The 19,248-nt window shown below is 54.0% G+C and carries 19 protein-coding genes and 3 pseudogenes; 9 read left to right on the top strand and 13 right to left on the bottom strand.

Annotation, left to right across the window (positions count from 1 at the left end; genetic code table 11):
- Nucleotides 1-34: 34 nt before the first annotated feature.
- Nucleotides 35-1,522, bottom strand: a complete 1,488-nt coding sequence (locus ACOTX4_RS09460; RefSeq protein ID WP_032609092.1) for a carboxypeptidase M32 — start codon at nucleotides 1,520-1,522, stop codon at nucleotides 35-37.
- 264 nt (nucleotides 1,523-1,786) lie between these two features.
- Between ACOTX4_RS09460 and ACOTX4_RS09455 the strand changes: the two genes are divergently transcribed.
- Nucleotides 1,787-2,377 (top strand): hypothetical protein, encoded by a 591-nt coding sequence (locus ACOTX4_RS09455; protein WP_123922060.1) that lies wholly within the window; start codon nucleotides 1,787-1,789, stop codon nucleotides 2,375-2,377.
- 73 nt (nucleotides 2,378-2,450) lie between these two features.
- Here the strand turns inward: ACOTX4_RS09455 and ACOTX4_RS09450 are convergent, their stop codons facing one another.
- Nucleotides 2,451-3,704 carry an MFS transporter gene (locus tag ACOTX4_RS09450; RefSeq protein WP_045332223.1) on the bottom strand — a complete coding sequence of 418 codons (1,254 nt, stop codon included), beginning with the start codon at nucleotides 3,702-3,704 and terminating at the stop codon, nucleotides 2,451-2,453.
- 121 nt (nucleotides 3,705-3,825) lie between these two features.
- Between ACOTX4_RS09450 and ACOTX4_RS09445 the strand changes: the two genes are divergently transcribed.
- The 3 genes from ACOTX4_RS09445 to bioD all read left to right on the top strand — a co-directional run bounded on the left by ACOTX4_RS09445 (nucleotide 3,826) and on the right by bioD (nucleotide 6,898).
- Nucleotides 3,826-4,731, top strand: a complete 906-nt coding sequence (locus ACOTX4_RS09445; RefSeq protein WP_017694088.1) for a LysR family transcriptional regulator — start codon at nucleotides 3,826-3,828, stop codon at nucleotides 4,729-4,731.
- A gap of 121 nt (nucleotides 4,732-4,852) precedes the next feature.
- Entirely contained in the window at nucleotides 4,853-6,073 is a 1,221-nt protein-coding gene (gene mlc / locus ACOTX4_RS09440; RefSeq protein WP_003857451.1) for a sugar metabolism global transcriptional regulator Mlc, read from the top strand.
- A 129-nt stretch (nucleotides 6,074-6,202) separates the two neighbouring features.
- A complete protein-coding gene (gene bioD / locus ACOTX4_RS09435; protein WP_022651051.1) occupies nucleotides 6,203-6,898 on the top strand; it encodes a dethiobiotin synthase in 696 nt (231 codons plus the stop codon).
- Here bioD and clcB read toward each other — a convergent pair.
- Nucleotides 6,833-8,143, bottom strand: a complete 1,311-nt coding sequence (gene clcB, locus ACOTX4_RS09430) for a voltage-gated ClC-type chloride channel ClcB (protein ID WP_022651052.1) — start codon at nucleotides 8,141-8,143, stop codon at nucleotides 6,833-6,835. The genes bioD and clcB overlap by 66 nt on opposite strands.
- A gap of 231 nt (nucleotides 8,144-8,374) precedes the next feature.
- On the opposite strand from clcB, the gene ACOTX4_RS09425 reads away from it, so the two are divergent.
- From ACOTX4_RS09425 to ACOTX4_RS09415, 3 genes are all read left to right on the top strand, one after another.
- Nucleotides 8,375-10,051, top strand: a complete 1,677-nt coding sequence (locus tag ACOTX4_RS09425) for an S-type pyocin domain-containing protein (protein WP_074167807.1) — start codon at nucleotides 8,375-8,377, stop codon at nucleotides 10,049-10,051.
- Nucleotides 10,048-10,515, top strand: coding sequence for a DUF6392 family protein (locus ACOTX4_RS09420; protein ID WP_045332231.1), 468 nt, complete (start codon nucleotides 10,048-10,050; stop codon nucleotides 10,513-10,515). Before ACOTX4_RS09425 ends, ACOTX4_RS09420 begins: the two co-directional genes overlap by 4 nt.
- A gap of 64 nt (nucleotides 10,516-10,579) precedes the next feature.
- Complete coding sequence (locus ACOTX4_RS09415; protein ID WP_045332233.1) at nucleotides 10,580-10,834, top strand: DUF7683 domain-containing protein; 255 nt, start codon at nucleotides 10,580-10,582, stop codon at nucleotides 10,832-10,834.
- An 84-nt stretch (nucleotides 10,835-10,918) separates the two neighbouring features.
- Here ACOTX4_RS09415 and osmV read toward each other — a convergent pair whose 3' ends face one another.
- The 6 genes and pseudogenes from osmV to ACOTX4_RS09385 all read right to left on the bottom strand — a co-directional run.
- Nucleotides 10,919-12,067 carry an osmoprotectant ABC transporter ATP-binding protein OsmV gene (gene osmV / locus ACOTX4_RS09410; RefSeq protein ID WP_062932622.1) on the bottom strand — a complete coding sequence of 383 codons (1,149 nt, stop codon included), beginning with the start codon at nucleotides 12,065-12,067 and terminating at the stop codon, nucleotides 10,919-10,921.
- Nucleotides 12,067-12,714: an osmoprotectant ABC transporter permease OsmW gene (osmW, locus tag ACOTX4_RS09405; protein ID WP_006808875.1), complete on the bottom strand. Its 648-nt coding sequence runs from the start codon at nucleotides 12,712-12,714 to the stop codon at nucleotides 12,067-12,069. The genes osmV and osmW overlap by 1 nt, the downstream gene beginning before the upstream one ends.
- 8 nt (nucleotides 12,715-12,722) lie before the next feature.
- On the bottom strand, nucleotides 12,723-13,622 hold the full coding sequence (gene osmX / locus ACOTX4_RS09400; protein ID WP_003857443.1) for an osmoprotectant ABC transporter substrate-binding protein OsmX: 900 nt from the start codon (nucleotides 13,620-13,622) through the stop codon (nucleotides 12,723-12,725).
- A gap of 18 nt (nucleotides 13,623-13,640) precedes the next feature.
- On the bottom strand, nucleotides 13,641-14,351 hold the full coding sequence (gene osmY / locus ACOTX4_RS09395; RefSeq protein ID WP_003857442.1) for an osmoprotectant ABC transporter permease OsmY: 711 nt from the start codon (nucleotides 14,349-14,351) through the stop codon (nucleotides 13,641-13,643).
- A 250-nt stretch (nucleotides 14,352-14,601) separates the two neighbouring features.
- Nucleotides 14,602-15,351, bottom strand: a complete 750-nt coding sequence (locus ACOTX4_RS09390; RefSeq protein ID WP_063938305.1) for a YoaK family protein — start codon at nucleotides 15,349-15,351, stop codon at nucleotides 14,602-14,604.
- 292 nt (nucleotides 15,352-15,643) lie between these two features.
- Nucleotides 15,644-15,758, bottom strand: a pseudogene (locus tag ACOTX4_RS09385) (alpha/beta hydrolase); the annotation flags it as partial.
- Nucleotides 15,759-15,863: 105 nt separating this feature from the next.
- Between ACOTX4_RS09385 and ACOTX4_RS09380 the strand changes: the two are divergent.
- Both ACOTX4_RS09380 and catA read left to right on the top strand, forming a co-directional pair.
- Nucleotides 15,864-16,310, top strand: a pseudogene (locus ACOTX4_RS09380) (LysR substrate-binding domain-containing protein); the annotation flags it as partial.
- 85 nt (nucleotides 16,311-16,395) lie between these two features.
- Complete coding sequence (catA, locus tag ACOTX4_RS09375) at nucleotides 16,396-17,073, top strand: type A chloramphenicol O-acetyltransferase (protein ID WP_063938307.1); 678 nt, start codon at nucleotides 16,396-16,398, stop codon at nucleotides 17,071-17,073.
- A gap of 175 nt (nucleotides 17,074-17,248) precedes the next feature.
- Here the strand turns inward: catA and ACOTX4_RS09370 are convergent, their stop codons facing one another.
- From ACOTX4_RS09370 to ACOTX4_RS09355, 4 genes and pseudogenes are all read right to left on the bottom strand, one after another.
- Nucleotides 17,249-17,560 carry a YebG family protein gene (locus ACOTX4_RS09370; RefSeq protein ID WP_063938309.1) on the bottom strand — a complete coding sequence of 104 codons (312 nt, stop codon included), beginning with the start codon at nucleotides 17,558-17,560 and terminating at the stop codon, nucleotides 17,249-17,251.
- A 109-nt stretch (nucleotides 17,561-17,669) separates the two neighbouring features.
- Nucleotides 17,670-18,284, bottom strand: a complete 615-nt coding sequence (dmsD, locus tag ACOTX4_RS09365) for a Tat proofreading chaperone DmsD (protein WP_063938311.1) — start codon at nucleotides 18,282-18,284, stop codon at nucleotides 17,670-17,672.
- Between the two features lie 44 nt (nucleotides 18,285-18,328).
- Nucleotides 18,329-19,183 (bottom strand): dimethyl sulfoxide reductase anchor subunit family protein, encoded by an 855-nt coding sequence (locus tag ACOTX4_RS09360; protein ID WP_063938313.1) that lies wholly within the window; start codon nucleotides 19,181-19,183, stop codon nucleotides 18,329-18,331.
- 1 nt (nucleotide 19,184) lies between these two features.
- Nucleotides 19,185-19,248, bottom strand: a pseudogene (locus tag ACOTX4_RS09355) (dimethyl sulfoxide reductase subunit B); the annotation flags it as partial.

The following is a 19,248-nucleotide window of genomic DNA, read 5'->3' as shown; positions in this document are numbered from 1 at the left end:
GTACAACGCCGGGGTGGACCCCCGGCGCGTTCGGTTACAGATAGCGGGACGTCAGGTGTTCGCGGAAGTAGCGGATATTCAGGTCTTCGCCCGTGGCCTGGGTGATGAGCTGCGATGTGCTGAAACGGCTGCCGTGCTGCCAGATATTCTGACGCAGCCAGTCAAACAGCGCCGAGAAATCGCCCCCGGCGATGGATGCCTGCAACCCGGGCAGCGCAGTTTTGGCGGCATGGAACAGCTGTGCCGCATACATTGCTCCCAGCGTGTAAGACGGGAAGTAGCCAAAACCGCCGTCGGTCCAGTGGATATCCTGCATACAGCCGTTGCGGTAGTTATCTTTGGTGGATAACCCAAGCCAGGCCTGCATTTTCTCATCCCATAACGCGGGAATATCATCGACTTCAATTTCGCCATTGATCAGCGCACGCTCGATCTCATAGCGCAGCACCACATGCGCCGGATAGCTCACTTCATCCGCATCAACGCGGATGTAGCCCGGCTTCACGCGCTGGTTCCAGGCAATAAAATTCTCTTCGCTGAATGCCGCCTGGCTACCGAAACGGGCATGAACCGCCGGAAGCAGATGCTTCAGGAAAGCGTCGCTGCGGCCTAGCTGCATTTCAAAGAACAAGCTCTGGGATTCATGGATCGCCGTAGAGCGCGCCAGCGCAACGGGCTGACCGGCCCATGCTCGCGGAAGGTTTTGCTCGTAGCGGGCATGTCCGGTTTCGTGGATCACGCCGAAAAGCGCGCTGAGCAGTTCATCTTCATCGTAACGCGTGGTGATACGCACATCTTCCGGCACGCCGCCGCAGAACGGGTGGGCGCTAACGTCCAGACGACCGCCGTTAAAATCGAAGCCAAGCATTTTCATCGCTTCCAGGCCCAGCTCGCGCTGCGTGGCGGTCGGGAAGGGACCCTGTGGCGGAACGAACGATCGTTGAGCCTGTTTTTCCACAACCTTTGCCAGCAACTCCGGTAGCCAGGACTTCAGATCGCCGAACAGCACATCCAGGCGAGCGCTGGTCATGTCGGGTTCAAAGATATCCAGCAGCGCGTCGTAAGGCGTGCAGCCTTTAGCCTCAGCGCGCAGGCGGGCTTCTTCACGACTGAGTTTCACCACCTCTTTCAGGTTGGCTGAAAAGCCCTGCCAGTCGTTGGCCGGACGCTGAGTGCGCCACGCGTGTTCACACCTGCTGCCCGCCAGCGATTTGGCCTCTACCAGCGATTCCGGCAGTAAAGTTGCCTGCTGGTAGTGGCGCGTCATTTCACGCAGGTTGGCCAGCTCAACGTCGTTCAGATCTTCGTCTGCCGCCGCCGCCAGCCATTCACCCACTTTTTTATCGGTCAGGATCTGATGTTGCAGGACGCTCATCTCCGCCAGCGCTTCACCGCGCGCGGCGCTGCCGCCTGGCGGCATCATGGTGAACATGTCCCAGCTGGCGATGGAGGAGAGGTGAGAGAAGCGGGAGAGGCGCTGGAAGGTTTTTGTAAGAGATTGATAAAAATGGTTATTTTTCATTCTGTGCTCTCGTTGTGTTTGAATGTCATAACGAGCATACAGAGGTTCATATCTGATTAAAACATATGTTACTTATTTAAATGACGTTGATATTCTATGTTATCGAATAATCTGCGCAAATAAATATTGTTGTTTATATTGATTGGGTGAATTATTTGAATGTTGAAAATAGCTCTCATAGTCAAATATAGAAGAGTGTATAGGAATATTCTTACCTGGCGCGATATTCAATGCGTCAAAGTCAATTAATAGGCAACTCTTATAATGAATAAATTTATTTTCTGCGCGATTGCAGCGCCTTTGCTAAGTGGCTGCGCGATGCAACCCGTTCCTTCTCAGTATAGAAATGCCACAATTACCCTTATTGGGCATAGTAAGGCAGAAGCAATGACTGATTTAGGGATACCAACACGTACAATGCCCATCAATGGCAGTCAGACGATGTATCAGTGGGATAGTAATCAGGGGACAACGTCTGTCGGTTCTTTTAGCACTGATACTAATGCTGTGACGGTGAGTGGTTCCAGTTATCAGGGATATGGTAACGGTTTTTCTGGGGGGGCGGTTGGAACATCTGACACCACTGGAAATTATGGCAGTGCTACGGCAACCCATATTTGTGCATTGTCATTATCAATAGATAATAAAACTGATAAAGTACTTTCGGGCACCTTCAATGGAACTGTTGATGAAGCTTGCATGAATCATTTTAGCAATGTTATTACATTGGACCCTAACGCGGTTAATGCTAATAAAGCAGCAATAATGCATAACCAGCATGTAAAAGAGGCTAAAGCAGTGGTGGGTGTATTGGCTATTGTTGGCGCAGGTATTGCCGCTTATAATACTCGTTGATTTAAGTCATTTAAAAAGAAAGGCCATCAAATTTGGCCTTTCGTAATATGCAATATCGTCAGTGCAATTAAATTTAATGCAATCGTTTATGCAGGCTCGCGCTCACCAGCAGTGCCGCGCACAGCATCAGCGCGATAAATCCGCCCACGCCGTTCCAGCCGTAGTTATGCCAGAACACCCCGCCGAGCGTACCGGCTATGCTGGAACCAAGATAGTAACTGAACAGATACAGTGACGAAGCCTGACCTTTAGCGCGGCGCGCGCGTGGGCCAATCCAGCTGCTGGCAACGGAATGCGCGGCAAAGAAGCCCGCAGAGAAGAGCAGCATTCCGGCAAAAATCAGCCACAGGGAAGAGAAAAGCGTCATCAGCAGTCCGAACAGCATCACGGCGGTGGATACCAGCATCACCGGACCACGGCCGAAGCGCGCGGTCATGGCGCCCGCTTTTGGCGAACTCCATGTCCCGGTGAGATATGCCACAGAGAGCAAACCCACTAATGCCTGGCTAAGATGCCACGGTGAAAGCATCAGACGATAGCCAATGTAGTTGAACAGCGTCACGAACGAGCCCATCAGTAGGAAACCGGTCAGGAACAAACGGGGCAGCCCTTGATCGCGCCAGTGCAGACGAAAGTTGATAAATAACGTTTTCGGACGCAGGGAGGTCGGGCGGAAATGGCGCGATTCCGGCAGGATTTTCCAGAACATCAGCGCCGAAGCGAGGGCGAAGCAGCCGATAACGGCCAGCGCAATGCGCCAGTTAAAGAAATCGGTAAACACACCGCTGAGCAGCCGTCCGCTCATCCCGCCGATAGAGTTCCCGCTAATGTACAGCCCCATGGAGAAGGCCACGAAGCTCGGGTGGATCTCCTCGCTGAGATAGGTCATCCCGACCGCCGCCACGCCGCTCAGGGATAACCCAATCAGCGCGCGCATGACCAGAATGCCGTGCCAGCTGGTCATCATGGTGGACAGCAAGGTACACACGGAGGCCAGCATTAACGCCGTTACCATAACCTGCTTACGCCCGATGGCATCCGAAAGTGGCCCGGTGAACAGCAGACCGATCGCCAGCATCCCGGTTGAAATGGAGAGCGAAATACTGCTGCTGGCTGGCGACACGCCAAATTCATGCGACAGGACCGGCAGGATCGGCTGAACGCAGTAGAGCAGGGCGAAAGTGGCGAGACCCGCTGAGAAGAGCGCCAGCGTGACGCGCATAAACTGGGGGGTACCACGTTTAATAAACTGAACCGGCTGCGGTGCTGCGGGTAAATCATCAATGTCGCTGGCCGGCGCGATATCAACGGTCGTTGTACGGCTCACACATAATCCTTGCTTAAACATCCCCGTGGTTTCTGGTGACGGGTATGACCACAAGATTAGGGTAGGAAAATGTAAATATTCTGTCTAATATATTAATAATCTCAAATGATACTTTAAAAATATGAATATCGAGCTGCGCCATCTACGCTATTTTGTCGCCGTCGCCGAAGAGCTGCATTTTGGTCGTGCGGCGGCAAGGCTGAATATCTCTCAGCCACCGCTAAGCCAGCAGATACAGATCCTGGAGCAGCAGGTCGGGGCGCGTCTGCTGGCGCGAACCAACCGCAGCGTGAGCCTGACGGCGGCGGGAAAACAGTTTCTTGCCGATAGCCGACAGATCCTGAGTATGGTGGAGGACGCCGCCGCCAGAGCGGAACGGCTTTATCTCGGGGAGACGGGAGAGCTGCGCATCGGGTTTACCTCATCGGCCCCCTTTATCAGCGCTGTTTCACAAACGCTATCCTCGTTTCGCCGTAACTTTCCGGATGTGCATATTCAGACGCGCGAAATAAATACCCGGGAGCAGATATCGCCGCTTAACGAAGGATCGCTCGACCTGGGGCTGATGCGTAACACGCAGTTGCCTGATACCCTGGCGTGGCAGGTGATCCTCCGCGAACCGCTGATGGCGATGATCCCCCGGGATCATCCGCTCGCCGCGCAGCACAGCGTCACGCTGGCTGAACTGGCGAAAGAGCCGTTTGTCTTTTTTGACCCACAGGTGGGTACCGGGTTGTATGACGATATTCTTGGTCTGATGCGGCGATATGGCCTTGTCCCGACTATCGCGCAGGAGGTGGGGGAAGCCATGACGATCATTGGTCTCGTTGCCGCAGGGCTTGGCGTATCGATTCTCCCGGCCTCATTTAAACGGGTACAACTGGCGGAAATGCGCTGGGTGAAGATAGCCGAGCAGGATGCAGTCTCAGAGATGTGGCTGGTGTGGTCTAAACATCATGAACAGAGCCATGCGGCACAGCGTTTCAAAGAACAATTAATTACCGCTTCTCGCGGGCATTATTTATAGGGAAAAGTGGGCGAAAATGTGCAGTAAATCACATGGCTAAGTAAAAATTTGACGTCAGCCATTGAAGTGCTTCACCATAGCCCTCAGTTTATTTCGAAGCTCGAAAATAAGGGAGTACGAGGTGGTTGCTGATAGTCAGCCAGGGCATATCGATCAGATCAAGCAGACCAACGCGGGTGCCGTTTATCGCCTGATTGATCAGCTTGGTCCGGTTTCGCGTATCGATCTTTCGCGCCTGGCACAACTGGCACCCGCCAGTATTACCAAGATTGTCCGCGAAATGCTGGAAGCCCATCTGGTTCAGGAGACAGAAATTCAGGAGCCGGGCAGTCGTGGCCGTCCGGCGGTAGGGCTGGTGGTGGAAACGGAAGCCTGGCACTACCTGTCGCTGCGGATTAGCCGCGGGGAAATCTTCCTCGCGCTGCGCGACCTCAGCAGCAAGCTGGTGGTGGAAGACCGGCTGGAACTCCCGCTTAATGCAGAGCAACCACTTCTCGATGCCATTCTGACCCACATCGACCAGTTCTTTATTCGTCACCAGCAGCGTCTTGAACGTTTAACGGCGATTGCGATCACCCTGCCGGGAATTATTGATACCGAAAATGGCATTGTGCACCGCATGCCGTTTTATGAAAACGTCAAAGAGATGCCGCTGGGCGACGTGCTGGAAAACCACACCGGTGTACCGGTCTACATTCAGCATGATATCAGCGCCTGGACGATGGCGGAGGCGTTGTTTGGCGCTTCCCGGGGCGCGCGCGACGTGATTCAGGTGGTGATTGATCATAACGTTGGCGCTGGTGTGATTACCGACGGGCGTCTGTTGCATGCTGGCAGCAGTAGCCTGGTGGAGATCGGCCATACGCAGGTCGATCCGTACGGAAAACGCTGCTACTGCGGTAACCATGGCTGTCTGGAGACGATTGCCAGCGTCGAAAGCGTGCTGGAGCTGGCGCAAGTGCGGCTCAGCCAGTCGATGAGCTCCACGCTGCACGGTCAACCGTTAAGCGTCGAGGCACTGTGCGCTGCGGCAAGGCAGGGCGATCTGCTGGCGAAGGACATTATTACCGGCGTGGGCAATAATGTCGGGCGCATTCTGGCCATTATGGTGAATCTGTTTAACCCGCAAAAAATACTGATCGGCTCCCCGCTCAGCCAGGCGGCGGATATCCTCTTTCCGGCGATTTCCGCCTGCATCAATCAGCAGGCGCTTCCCGCGTACAGTAAAAACATCGTGGTCGAAAGTACGCAATTTTCCAACCAGGGCACCATGGCCGGCGCCGCGCTGGTAAAAGATGCGATGTACAACGGCTCGTTACTGATTCGTTTGCTACAGGGCTAACTCTTTTCCAGAGATGTACGAAAAATTGCGCTATCTCAAGCCCGGTAGCGCACGCATCCCGTAGACTTTCCCCACTGAATTATTTACCTGGTTTATATTTTGAAGCATACCCAAGAGGTGGAATGAGTCATGCTTAAGCGTTTCTTTATTACTGGTACGGATACGTCTGTCGGGAAGACAGTCGTATCCCGCGCGTTACTCCAGGCCCTGGCGGCAAGCGGTAAACGCGTTGCAGGATACAAGCCGGTTGCAAAAGGCAGTAAAGAGACGCCAGAAGGGCTGCGCAATAAGGACGCCCTGGTTCTGCAAAGCGTCTCGTCTCTGGAACTGCCTTATGATGCCGTCAATCCTATCGCGTTAAGCGAAGAGGAAAGCAGCGTCGCTCACAGTGGGCTTATCAACTACAGCCTGCTTTCTGATGGCCTGGCAAATCTGAGTGAAAAGGTTGACCACGTTGTCGTTGAAGGGACCGGTGGCTGGCGCAGCCTGATGAACGATTTACGTCCCCTTTCCGAATGGGTGGTGCAGGAGCAATTGCCGGTGATTATGGTCGTGGGCATCCAGGAAGGGTGCATCAACCATGCCTTGCTGACGGCGCAGGCTATCGCTAATGACGGCCTGCCGCTGATTGGTTGGGTGGCGAATCGTATTAACCCGGGCCTTGCGCACTACGCTGAAATCATCGACGTGCTGAGCAAAAAGCTGCCTGGCCCGCTGGTAGGCGAACTGCCTTATCTGCCCCGCGCAGAGCAGCGCGAATTAGCGCACTATATCGATCTCTCGGCTTTCGGCGGTATGCTGGCCATAGATCGAGTCGTGGCGTAGCGTTCTCGACAATACCGATGCCACAACACAGGCAACCAGCAAACCGGGAAGTAAAAAATACTGCCCGGTCATCTCACAGACCATCAAGGCCGACATGATTGGCGCATGCGTTGTGGCGGCGAGCAGTGTCGCCATTCCCGCCAGCCCAAGCAGGATCGCCGTCTCAGAGCCAGGAAACCACAGCGCAAAGATCTGCGCAAACAGCATTCCCGTTGCCATACCAACGAACAAGGTTGGCGTGAACACGCCTCCCGGCGCGCCGGACCCGCTGCTTGCCAGTACCGCCAGCAGCTTGCAAATAAAGACGCCGGCAATCACCGACAGCAGCGGCGGCGACTGCAAAAACGCCTGAACCACGCTATAGCCATTCCCCCATACTTTCGGCGTCAGCAGCGACAGCAGCCCGACGATCAGACCACCCAGCGCCAGCTGCCACGGCGGTGAGAGTTTGAGACGCAGAAACAGCCTGTGGCTGGCCGCCATCAGCCACATCAGCAGCGGGCCGCAAACGCCAGCCAGCAGGCCCACGCCAACGATCAGGAAATAATCCACCGCCGTAAGCATCTCGCTGAGATGGACATCATATAGCGTATTCGCGCCGGGACTTAACAGGCGGGTGGTCAGCAGGGCCACTACAGCGGCAATCACCACCGGGCCGAGGGAGGCCAGCATCAGCGTGCCAAACAGGATCTCTGCGATAAACAGGCTGCCCGCCAGCGGCGCATGATAGGCGCTGGCCATCCCGGCGGCGGCACCGCAGGCGATCCACAGTTTCCATTCGGATTTTGGCGTACAACGTTGTGCAAAAAAGGAGGCGGCGAGGGCGGCGAGCAGGATCATGGCACCTTCACGGCCGATGGCGCTGCCGCTGGCGACCACCAGCAACGACGCGAGGGATTTCACCAGGCTGGCGCCGTAGTCAAACTGGCCGTCACCCGTCTCAAGCGCTTCCATATAATCGGTCGGGGCGTGGGGACGTTGTGCCGTCATGCGCTGCCATCCCCACAGCAGCATCCCCGCGGCCAGACCACCCAGCGCAGGCGTCAGCGCCCGCCGCCAGGGCGATAACGCGGCTGCGGCGTTCACCAGACTTCCGCTTTCGTTGCTGAGAAATAGCCACTCCAGCAGATACATGCTGTGGCGGAACACCGCAACGGCCAGCGCCGCCAGCACGCCGGTGACGGTAGCAATCAGGAGACGGCGAAACATCGCGCGGATGTCGGGGTAAGCGTGAAGACGTTGCATGGAGTCGTGATTTAACGGGGACGATACAATATTGTGGCGGGAAATCGGGAGGTTAGCAAAAGGTATGCGTGCGGATTCGGAAGGAAATAAATCGGAGTGTTACTACCTCAATAAATACAGATTAACCTTAAGGCTTTCTCAATGAGTAAGATATTGAAATATATTGTTTTTATACTGATGTGGAGGTGGTAGAATTGAATCTATTTTTCAAGGAATAGAGAATATATACCGATGGGATACCGTACCGATAATTATGGACGGGGGCAGGCGCTGGAAAATGACAAGACAACCACCGGCGCCAGATGTATTGCTTCCATCACGGACAGCACTGAATTTGGCCGCAGAATTCTCAGGGTAGGTGATAAAACGACCCCCTGTCCCAGATGCGGAATACGGGGAGTGATCGTCACAGGTGAGCCACGCGTAAGTTTTCACGGTGTACCCGTAGCCGTTCATGGGTCAGAAGTACATTGTGGTTGTCCACCGGGTTCGAACAGGGTGGTTGCCCCGGCCGATCAGTGGCTGGGACGTGGACGTGACCCGGTTGATGTTGCCAGGGAAGAACACGCCGCAAAGCTGGCAGATGAAAAGCTGGCCGAAGAAAAACGCAGGCAGGAGGAAAGGGAGCGTAGCCGGGTATTTGCAAAATCCTGTCTGCGCGGCGATGGCTGCAATGATGCCGGTGACCAGCGCGAACCCCACACTAATTTTGCCGATATGGCATTTTTTCAGGCCATGCCCGCCAGCGACTCCGCAACCGATTCAGATGCTCCGCAGCACGCACAGATTGCTATAAAGAAAAAGCCGGAAGAGATTTCCAGACCGAAGAAGCGCAGCGCTCTCTGGCGATGGTGGAACGGTAACCATGAGGAAATGGATTATCAGGCCATCGTTGCTGCTGCTGCATCAGCTGCACGGGCGCAGGCGGCCACGGCAGGCACAAGCCTGCTGGAGCTGGTAAGTGGCCGGGCACTGACCTACGGCACGTGGGCTGTGTGTGGCGCTGTTGCCGGACCGGGTGCACCCGTGGCAGGTCTACTGGTGGGGATGATGCCCGGCAGGCTGAATGACGGCGAACAGGACTTCATTGACCGTATGCGCCTGGAGCAGATGAACGAAGCCCCAAGCCGTGTTCGCTATACGTGGGAAAACGGCAGCAGGGGGAACCCGGTACCGCATGGCTGGCACACACCGCCTGGCCGGGATAGTGTGCGCGTCAGAAAAATGGAATATGACAGCAGGGTGCAGGCGTACACGTTTACCACCGAGGAAGACCCGCGCATCACCATCGTCTGGACGCCTGACCGGACAGATGAGAAAACGCCGTGGAATACCGGCAACCAGACACGGCCAGTGCTGCCGAAATCGGTGGTTGTTGACCCGCTGCCGGATAATACCGGTATAACGGCGACCACCAGCCCTACCCCTGAGGAAAAGAGTTTCGCAGATTACATACTGATCCTGCCGTTCCCTGACCTGCCGCCAATTTATATCTACCTGAGCAAACCGCCGGTGGAGTTTCTGGAGGTCGAGTTATACAGTGACTTTAAACGTCGTTCGCGGCAGGGGATTTATGAGGCGGATCATATGCCGTCAAGAGCTGCCGTTGATGCATATCTGAGAGCTAATTATCCGTTGTTAGACGATGATGAAATACTTGCGCTCACTGATAAAGTTGCTGCCATCGTGATCCCGAAAGAGATGCATCAAAAAATAAGCGAGACATATGGTGGACGTAATACGCCTACACAAATTGAGCTTGACTCGAGGAACCTCAGGGCAGCAGTTGACCGCAATCTGGATGCCATAAAACCGGCATTGAAAGAGCATGGAGCAACTGAAATCCAGATCGAAGAAGCAAGGGTAAAAATGCATAAAATAAACAGTGAAACGAGGTTGTACAAATGACGGTAAACGTTGAAGCGCTGATAAATAGTCTTGGTAAATCTTATCAATATATGCTTGATAAGGATTTAATTCCGTATAAATCTCCACCAAAAGGAGCTTCTGGTACGCCAACCATTAATCTCGAAATGGCTCAGGAAGGAATTTTTCTTTCTTTCTGGCGGGAGGGGCGGATATTGAAATCTGTCACACTCAGAATTCAGCACGAACCTGCGTCCAGTTGGACATTTCCTAATGAACTACCAGCACCTTTGCAGGTGTCTATGTCACGCAAATGGGTTAATGAAAATCTTGGTGAGCCTCTACGAAGTGCGCCGCCTTACGCTGTAATGAATAAGGATTATGGCTGGACAGACCTTTATGAGGTAAAGGATTACGATATTCCTACCAGTATGCAAATTAACTATGACGTAGCGGATAGCGTGAGGTCTATAACCTTCATGCCAACGTCAGAGCTTCGCTGGTAGGTGTATTCAGTAACGTAACAAGTGAACAGACGAAACCTGCCGATCCGTCCAGAAAGGTAGAAAAATGAAGAACATATATACCATTGATATTTACAGCAAACAGACGGAAGATTTACTTTTCGAAATAGAAGTCTCGTCTGAAAAAGCAGATGAAATGGTAGATATTTTAGGGTTAAAGGCTAAAGAGCGAGAGGAGTTTATGCGTGTTATTGGGGCTTATAATCTAAGCAAAAATCAGGCGCCTCGGTTCGAATTGTTAGTCGGAAAAAATTTTGTTTCAGATGATGCAACCTTGCAGATCTCTGGAGGAGGAATTTAAGTTCTTAACTATTTTTCCTTCCAGAATGTTTACGCGGCACGAAGGGCTATTATGTTTTAATAGCCCTTGATTCGGTCCTGATGGTTAAGTTTCGCTATGAATATTCAACGCCCGGCGCGTACGCCCTGAACTCAAATACTCCGCAATATAATCCTGGGATATCTCGCCGTTATAGCGTCCGTCCTCGTCCACAATCGGCATCCAGCTGGTGTTGCTCTCATACAGGCGAGAAAGCACCACGCGCAGGTTATCCTCGGCCTTACCGGTCATGCGGAACGGATGCAGAATATCCCCGCAGCTGCCGCTGGCGTTACGCGCTTCACGGCGCTTCACAAAGCCGAGCGGTTTGCCGTGCTCATCAACCACGGTAATGGCGCGAATATCGTTGTCATCCATGGTGGCGAAGGCCTCCGGCAGCGGCGTCGATTCGCGTACCGTAATGGTAGGCTGCTGGTCGGTGACGTCGCCCGCCGATACCAGCAGCAGGCGTTTCAACGTCCGGTCCTGACCAACAAACGAGCCAACAAACTCATTCGCGGGTTTCGCCAGCAGCTCGTCCGGGCTGGCGCACTGCACGATACGCCCCTGACGGAAGACGGCAATACGGTCGCCCAGCTTCAGCGCTTCGTCAATATCGTGGCTCACCAGCATCACGGTCTTTTTCAGCTTGCGCTGCATCTCAAGGAATTGGTTCTGGATCACCTCACGGTTGATCGGGTCGACTGCACCGAACGGTTCATCCATCAGCAGGACCGGAGGATCGGCTGCCAGCGCGCGGATGACGCCGATGCGCTGCTGCTGGCCGCCGGACATTTCACGCGGATAGCGGTGAAGGAATTTATGCGGATCCATTGCCACCATATCCATCAGCTCTTCGGCACGGGATTTACAGCGTGCCTTGTCCCAGCCCAGCATGCGCGGCACGACGGTAATGTTCTCTTCGATGGTCATGTTCGGGAACAGGCCAATCTGCTGGATCACGTAGCCAATGTTGCGGCGCAGGGTCACGGTGTCCATTCCGCTGGTGTCTTCGCCGTTAATCAGGATTGTCCCGCTACTTGGCGTAATGAGACGGTTGATCATCTTCAGTGTAGTGGTTTTCCCGCAGCCGGACGGGCCGAGCAGCACGCACATTTCCCCTTCAGGCACGTTCAGGTTGACGTTGTCGACGGCCTTAAACGTCTGGCCGTGTTTCTGTGAAAATTGTTTGGTGAGGTTTTCCAGTTTTATCATTATCGAATCCCCTTCGGAGTCAGTACCACCTGCAAACGGTGCAGCAACCAGTCGAGCACAATCGCTAAAAGACAAATCATCAGCGCGCCCGCAATCAACATACGAATATCACTCCCGCCAATACCGTTAAGCAGCAGCAGGCCCAGCCCGCCCGCACCGATCACGGCGGCAATCGCCATGACGCCAATGTTCATCACCACGGCGGTGCGGATACCGCCAAAAATCACCGGCAGCGCCATCGGGATCTCCACCCAGCGCAGACGCTGCCAGAAGGTCATGCCGATGCCGCGTCCCGCTTCTCGCAGGCCGGGGGGCAGGCTGTCGAGCGCCGTATGGGTGTTACGCACAATCGGCAGCAGCGAATAGAGGAACACCGCAGTAATCGCGGGCAGGGCGCCAATGCCCTGACCGATCAGCGAAAAGAGCGGGATCATCAGGCCGAAAAGCGCAATTGACGGGATGGTGAGCACAATGGTGGCAATCCCCAGCACCGGCGTTGCCAGCCATTTATGGCGGACAATTAAAATGCCCAGCGGCACGCCAATAATAATCGCCAGGCCGACGGCGAGTGCCACCAGCCACAGGTGTTGCAGCGTCAGGGTTAAGAGATAGTCCCAGTTGTCGAGAATATAGTGAATTGTCTCCATAGCGCCTCCTACAGCAACTGTTTGCTACGCAGGAAATCACGGGCGACCTGCTGCGGTGACTGATGGTCGATATCCACCTTCTTATTCAGGTCGGTGATAACGTCGTTATTGAGCTGGGCTGAGAGGGTGTTCAGCGCCTCCTCCAGCCCCGGGTTAGCCTCCAGCGTGTCTTTTCGAACAACTGGCGTCACGGCATAACTCGGGAAGAAGCCTTTATCGTCTTCCAGCACTTTAAGATCGAAGCCCTTTACGCGCCCGTCGGTGGTGTAGATCAGCCCCGCATCGACAAACCCGTCGCGCACCGCGTTATAGACCAGGCCCGGATCCATCTGGCGGATCTGCGGGCGGTCCAGCTCCATCTTGTAGGCCGCCTGCAACGGTTTCATCCCGTCGCTGCGTCCGGCAAATTCCAGGTCAAGGCCCAGCAGCCAGTTGTTATCCGGATCGGTTTTACGGATCTGCTCAATCTTTGCCACCATCTCAGACATGGTATTGATATGTTCAGCCTCGGCGCGCTTGCGCTGCATGGCAAAGGCATAGGTATTGTTCATATCGGCAGGTTTAAGCCACACCAGACCGTGCTTCGCGTCGAGGCGTTTCACCGTCTCGTATGACTCCTGCGGCGACATGCGTTTGTTGATGTGGTTGAAGATGATCAGCGACGTGCCGGTGTACTCCCAGGTCATATCAATCTGCTTGTTGATCATCGCGTTACGGGAAATCACCGTTGCAATATTGGTCTGCGGCTGCACCTGAAACCCTTTCTTTTGCAGATACTGCACGGTCATGGCCGAGAGAATGTGCTGCTCGGTAAAGCTCTTGGTTGCCAGGATCAGCGGCGCGGCGAGCGCCTGGCTGGTGAAGAGCGCGGCGGCGCATAGCGCCGTCAGGCCGGAAAACAGTCTCATAGAAGCTCCTTGTTATAATTATCGCGCGAGATGCGGGCTCAGTAGTCGACCCAGTGCCGCCAGCAGCGTATCCAGAATCAGGGCGAACAGGGCGGTGGCCGCCGCGCCCAGGATCAGCGTCGGGAAGTCATTCAGGTAGATCCCAGGGAAAATCAGCTCGCCGTAGCTGCTGGCGCCAATCAGGAATGCCAGCGGTGCGGTACCGACGTTAATCGCAGTGGCAATGCGAATACCAGAAAGCATCACCGGCCACGCGTTAGGGATCTCAACCTGACGCAGGCGCTGCCATTTGGTCATGCCGATACCGTTTGCCGCCTCCAGCAACGACGCGGGAACAGAGCACAGCCCGGCATAGGTGTTACGCACAATCGGCAGCAGAGAGGCCAGAAAGAGGGCGATAATGGCCGGTTTATCACCGATGCCAATCACCACCATCGCCAGCGCCAGAACGGCCAGCGGCGGCAGGGTGTTACCCACGTTAAAGATTTGCATCACATATTCGGCGATACCACGCGCGGCTGGACGGCTCAGCAAAATACCGCTTGGAATGCCCACCAGCAGGGCAAAGAACATTGATGAAAAGACCAGAATCAGGTGCTGTTGCCCGAGGTAGATCAGGTCAACCTGGCGCGCCTTAATCGTCTCCAGTCCAATTCCCCAGGTGAGGAGAGCGAGAACCACGATAATCGCGCCGACAAAAAGCAGCGAACGTTTAAGTAATGGGTGCATTGCGGTGTGTCTCCCTGTGCGCATGCGTTATAGCAACCACCGGTTGCCTGTTGTTATGCCATGTTTCGGCAGGGGTACTTCACCTATAGCAAGCGAAACGGAAGGGTTCCAGCGAAGGGGGTAAAACAGTAACCCTATGAAATTAGTGACAACCTGGGTGAAGCCTTATGGCATAAGGGCTGTCAGTGGGCAGGCAGAATAGTCTTAAAGAAGCACGCCTTACGTGACAATGTCACGTAAGGCGTGCTGATTAAACCTGTCGACTAAGCGCGGCGCGCACTTTTCGTACCCGCCACGAGATGCGGACGATAGAGAAGGCGGCGACGACTACCAGCAGCAGGCCCAGCGCCAGCATCGCGTGGAATCCAAACTCTCTGAACAGGATCAGCCCCGCGATACCTCCGCTGATAAAGGAGAAAAGGGTAGTTAAATGGGTTTTGAGCTGACTCTTTTGCGCGGCCGTATCTTTGGAATAATCCCGGCGCATCATGGCGACCATAACGGAGGCCAGCGAAATGCCCGCATCGGTCAGCGTGCCGGTGATGTGTGTGGATCTTACCCGTCCACCGGATAGCTGAGTGGAGGTGGAATTATGAATTCCCATCAACCCGCACAGGAAAATAATAATCTCCTGATTCGTGGCAAAGGAGTGAAAATACATTTCGTACAGGGATACCCCTGCCAGTAATAGCCCTTCAACAAACAGAACCTGGCTGAATACCAGCCTGATGTTATGGATAATCCCCCAGATAACAATAATCCGCGCAGCGATGGCACCTGAGACAAACGAAAGAATAATGGTGCCGAAGAAAAGAATATCGCTGAGATCGGTGGAGGAAACTTCGCTGGATAGCTGCGAGGTATTGCCCGTCATATGCGAGGGAAAAAAGCCGAACGCGCCCAGCGCAATGGCATTCAGCAGTCCCGCGGAGGTCGCCAGCCAGAAGGCAAGACGACGATCCTCCTGATGCGTTCGTTCTTTCTTTAATTTAATCAGCAAAGAATACCTCCGGTTTGAGCTTTGCCTGAACGCTCAAGCTAACAAAGCGATGTCGCTGGCTGACCAGGATATTGCTTAATTATTATTTCAACGGGAGGAGTGCGAGGTTTTGTAATTAAATAAAATAACCTTGTTAATATAATGCTTTATTGCTGATGACGCGAGCAGACTGGCGGGCATAAATACCGGCCCAGTATGCATGCTCGCTGGAGCGGGATGGGATTTGATTCAGTGTAGACATAGGTGTATTTCACAACGACGAGAAGAGAAGCCAGCATCTGGTCGCCGCTGTTCCTGGGAATGTACAGATCGCCAGCCAGGGTGATCCCGTATCGGCTCTCGAACGTCACCTTGCGGTGGTCGACTTTATCGCTCTCGGCGAAGGTCTTATCCCAGGTTGTCACCATCGAAACGCGGGCGTCAGGATTTCGTCTTTCTTACTAATCCATTGTTTTAACTAAACTTAATGATTCGCATAGCAGCACAGCGGACAGTTTGGGTGAATGTTTTCATTCGACGCTGGCGTCCGGCTGGGGCCGGATGATTGCCGTGTGCATCACGCCCGATATGGAGATGGCTGTGTTGACGCCCTGGCGCATTTTCGGCGCTATGGTTTCCCGCAGACGCCCGCCGATCTGGATGCTCATCCCTGCATTGCCTACCAGTTCGCCGACGGTAACCACTATCAATGGGAGCTTGTGCAGGATGGGAAGCGAGTGACTCACCGCCCGGAGGGGCAATGGGCCTTTTCCGACAGCTACATGGAGGCCGAAGCGGCCCGGCTGGGACTCGGGCTGGCCTATGTCCCGGTTGAGCTGGTGGCTGACGATCTGGAGCGTGGCACGCTTATACGCGTCTTACAGCGCTACAGCCTGCGGATGGACGGACTGTACCTCTATTATCCACACCGCAACGTATCCCCGGCGCTGAGAGCGGTGATTGATACGCTGAAAATTTAGGGTGCCTCTTCGCTACGGTCTATACAGCCCCTGCGTTTGTGATACGCTACTATTTTATATAGCGCAGCTCAACTAAGGCTCTGAAATGACAAAAATAACGCCAGAATATACGGTAGTTGACTTATCACGTTGGGCAAGAAAGGAACACTTTGAAGTATTTCAGGGCTTTGCTCAATCTACATTTAACCAAACGGTTCAGCTGGACATTACCGTGCTGCTAAAGCATATCAAAGAGGTTGGCTGGAAATTTTATCCTGCGATTATTTCCCTTATTTCTCACGTCGTAAACCGGCATCCGGAATTCCGTATGGCCATGAAGGATGATGAGCTTGTAATATGGAATGAGGTTCATCCAAGCTATACCCTTTTCCATAAAGAAACGGAGACGTTTTCATCGTTGTGGAGTCATTACGATGGAAATATTCACCATTTTCAGCGCGTTTATGCAGAAGATGTTGCCCGCTATGGCAATATCCTTGCTTACTGGCCTAAGGAAGAGTCCCGGGAGAATATATTTTTCATATCTGATATTCCGTGGGTCAGTTTTAGCAGTTTTAACGTCAACGTCGCTAACATGCGGAATTTTTTTGCGCCCATGTTCACGTTTGGAAAATACTATAACCAGGATGAAAAAGTCTTGTTGCCTTTCGCCGTTCAGGTCCATCATTCTGTTTGTGATGGCTTCCATGTAGCCAGGATGATCAACGAGTTGCAAGAGTTATGTGATAATTTACCACACCATTCAGGGGCGCCGAACGTGTGATTCACGTGTTTTTAACATACGTCTGACGAGAGGAAATGCTGTAACCAAATTTTACGCCAGAACAGATTAAAATATTCAATCGCATTGTTTTCGAGAAGATCGACATAATGCATGATTAAGCCGCGAGCCGTTTCCGGCCCGCGGCGGCATGACAGGTGATGAGTCGTTCTGACGATCAGGCGGCTTTGACGGCCAGGATTTTTTTGCTGCTATCCGCATCTGATGCTGTTTTATCCGTTGCAGCATTGCGCTCGGGAAGCTTGCTGGTACGCAGGATATGCTGCACGGACTCTTTCTGCTCGGCAAGATACAGACCAAGGTTTTCCGCCTGCGTTTCATCCATCTGCATTCCGCTTTGCAACAGCCAGTCGGTAAACGCTTCTGCCATATCGAGCAGTTTGTCGTGAGCGTCAGCCTCTTTCTTACTGGCAAATGTCATTTTTTCTTCACCTTTTCTTACGACAACAAATTTTGTTTCAACAGCCATTGCGCACCCCCGTATACTGTAATTATATACAGTATAACAGTTGTGACGTTGTGTTGCAGCAAAAATGTGCGAACCTGGCCTGCACAACGGGTGGACAAGCCAGGCGCTGTTATCGGTACAGCGTTTTTTCGGCAATCGGGATCAGCAAAGTGGACTGCCATTCCGCCAGCGTCAGCTGGGCAAGTTTACCCAGCGCGGTGTAGAACGGATGAGCCGCGTTTTCAACGAATACGGTCAGGAAACGCGTGCTCCATGGCAGCAGATGCCAGGCCAGAAGCTGGTCGCGTTCTGTTTCGCGACCGTTCTCGGCAAGCCATGCCGCCAGCATCAGCAACGTTCCGAAATGATCTTCAGGCTCATTCTGCTGCATCTCAAAGGCGATATGGTTTTCACGCATCCACTGACGCAACGCGAGGGTCGAATCGCCAAACAGCACTGACTCGCGATCAAGCCAGACCGAGCCCCACGGGGGGGCGGGCAGGGCATACGGGCCAATAAACAGACGCTGCCAGGCGTCTTTCAACGCTTCATCCGATGGGGTCTTAAACATACTGGCGACAGGCAGCAGGTTTTCCTCCGCCAGCGGCCAGTCCTGAACCCAGTCACCTGCGGTCAGGGCACTCACCAGCGGCGCGGTCTGCTCGCTGTCTGGGGCGAAATAAAACAGCGCGCCCAGTACCCGGGCGCTGAACGCGAACGATTCGCGGTGTGAGACATCATTCATTACAACTTTCCTTACTTGCGCGCGGGTAGCCCCGCGCACCTGTGTTAACCTGCAATTGCTAACCCTGCGGTCATATGCAGACCATAAAATAGCCCACGGCCAATCAGTTCACCCAGCACCACCAGAACGACACCTGCAAACAGGCCGAGCGTTTTTTTCTCCTGACGACGAATAAGCGGGCAGATCCAGCAGCCTAAACCCGCCGCCAGCAACGCGATGCGCCACACCTGAAGCGAGCCATAATCTGGCAGCAGGGCGCTGGCCTGCTGGATGGAACTCTGTATCGTCCCCAGCGTATTGCTTTGCAACACGACGACCGCCACGCAGACGATAATTGCCAGTACGCTGACAGACGCGGCAAGAGTACCTTTGAATGTCACGTTTGCGACGCGTAGCAGCAGCGCGGCCAGCAGAGGACCAGCAAGGACCATCGTCAGGAAGAAGCTCAGCGTGGTGTAACCCGTATACCAGGTCGGGACAGTCTCTATCTGATAGACCCGGGTCATCGCCCAGACAAAAACGATACCCAGAAGCTGGCTGACAACCAGCCAGATTTTGCCCAAAGCTGGGGGCATTTTACCGATAACCGACACCAGCCACCAGAAACCGCCCACGGCAAAGAAGATCGAACCTGCCGCGATCTCATTACTCAGCGCTGACGCGCCCACGCGGTTAAGCGAGTTGAAGGCACGCAGCGGGGAGCCAAGATGCAGCACCGAAGCCATAAACCCAATACCCATTACCAGCCAGAGAAAAAACAGGCTGCGCACGATGCGCATTCTGGCCTTGTCATCATTTTCCTTAAGCCAGACGAAGCCCATCACGATTAACGCGCCGGCCACGCACTGCCCGAAAACGGTGAAGATCACCAGCGGCCATTCATGCCATCCACTTCCCATCTCACACCTCCTTCGGGTTTGCCAGGTAGCCGGTGGTGTCCCCCGTCGGACGGCTGTTGGCGTTA

Source organism: Enterobacter cloacae complex sp. IR5459 (genome assembly GCF_049238005.1).
GTDB classification, from domain to species: Bacteria; Pseudomonadota; Gammaproteobacteria; order Enterobacterales; family Enterobacteriaceae; genus Enterobacter; species Enterobacter hormaechei_C.
The sequence above is the reverse complement of the archived record's forward strand: the minus strand, read 5'-3'. Positions and strand labels throughout refer to the sequence as shown.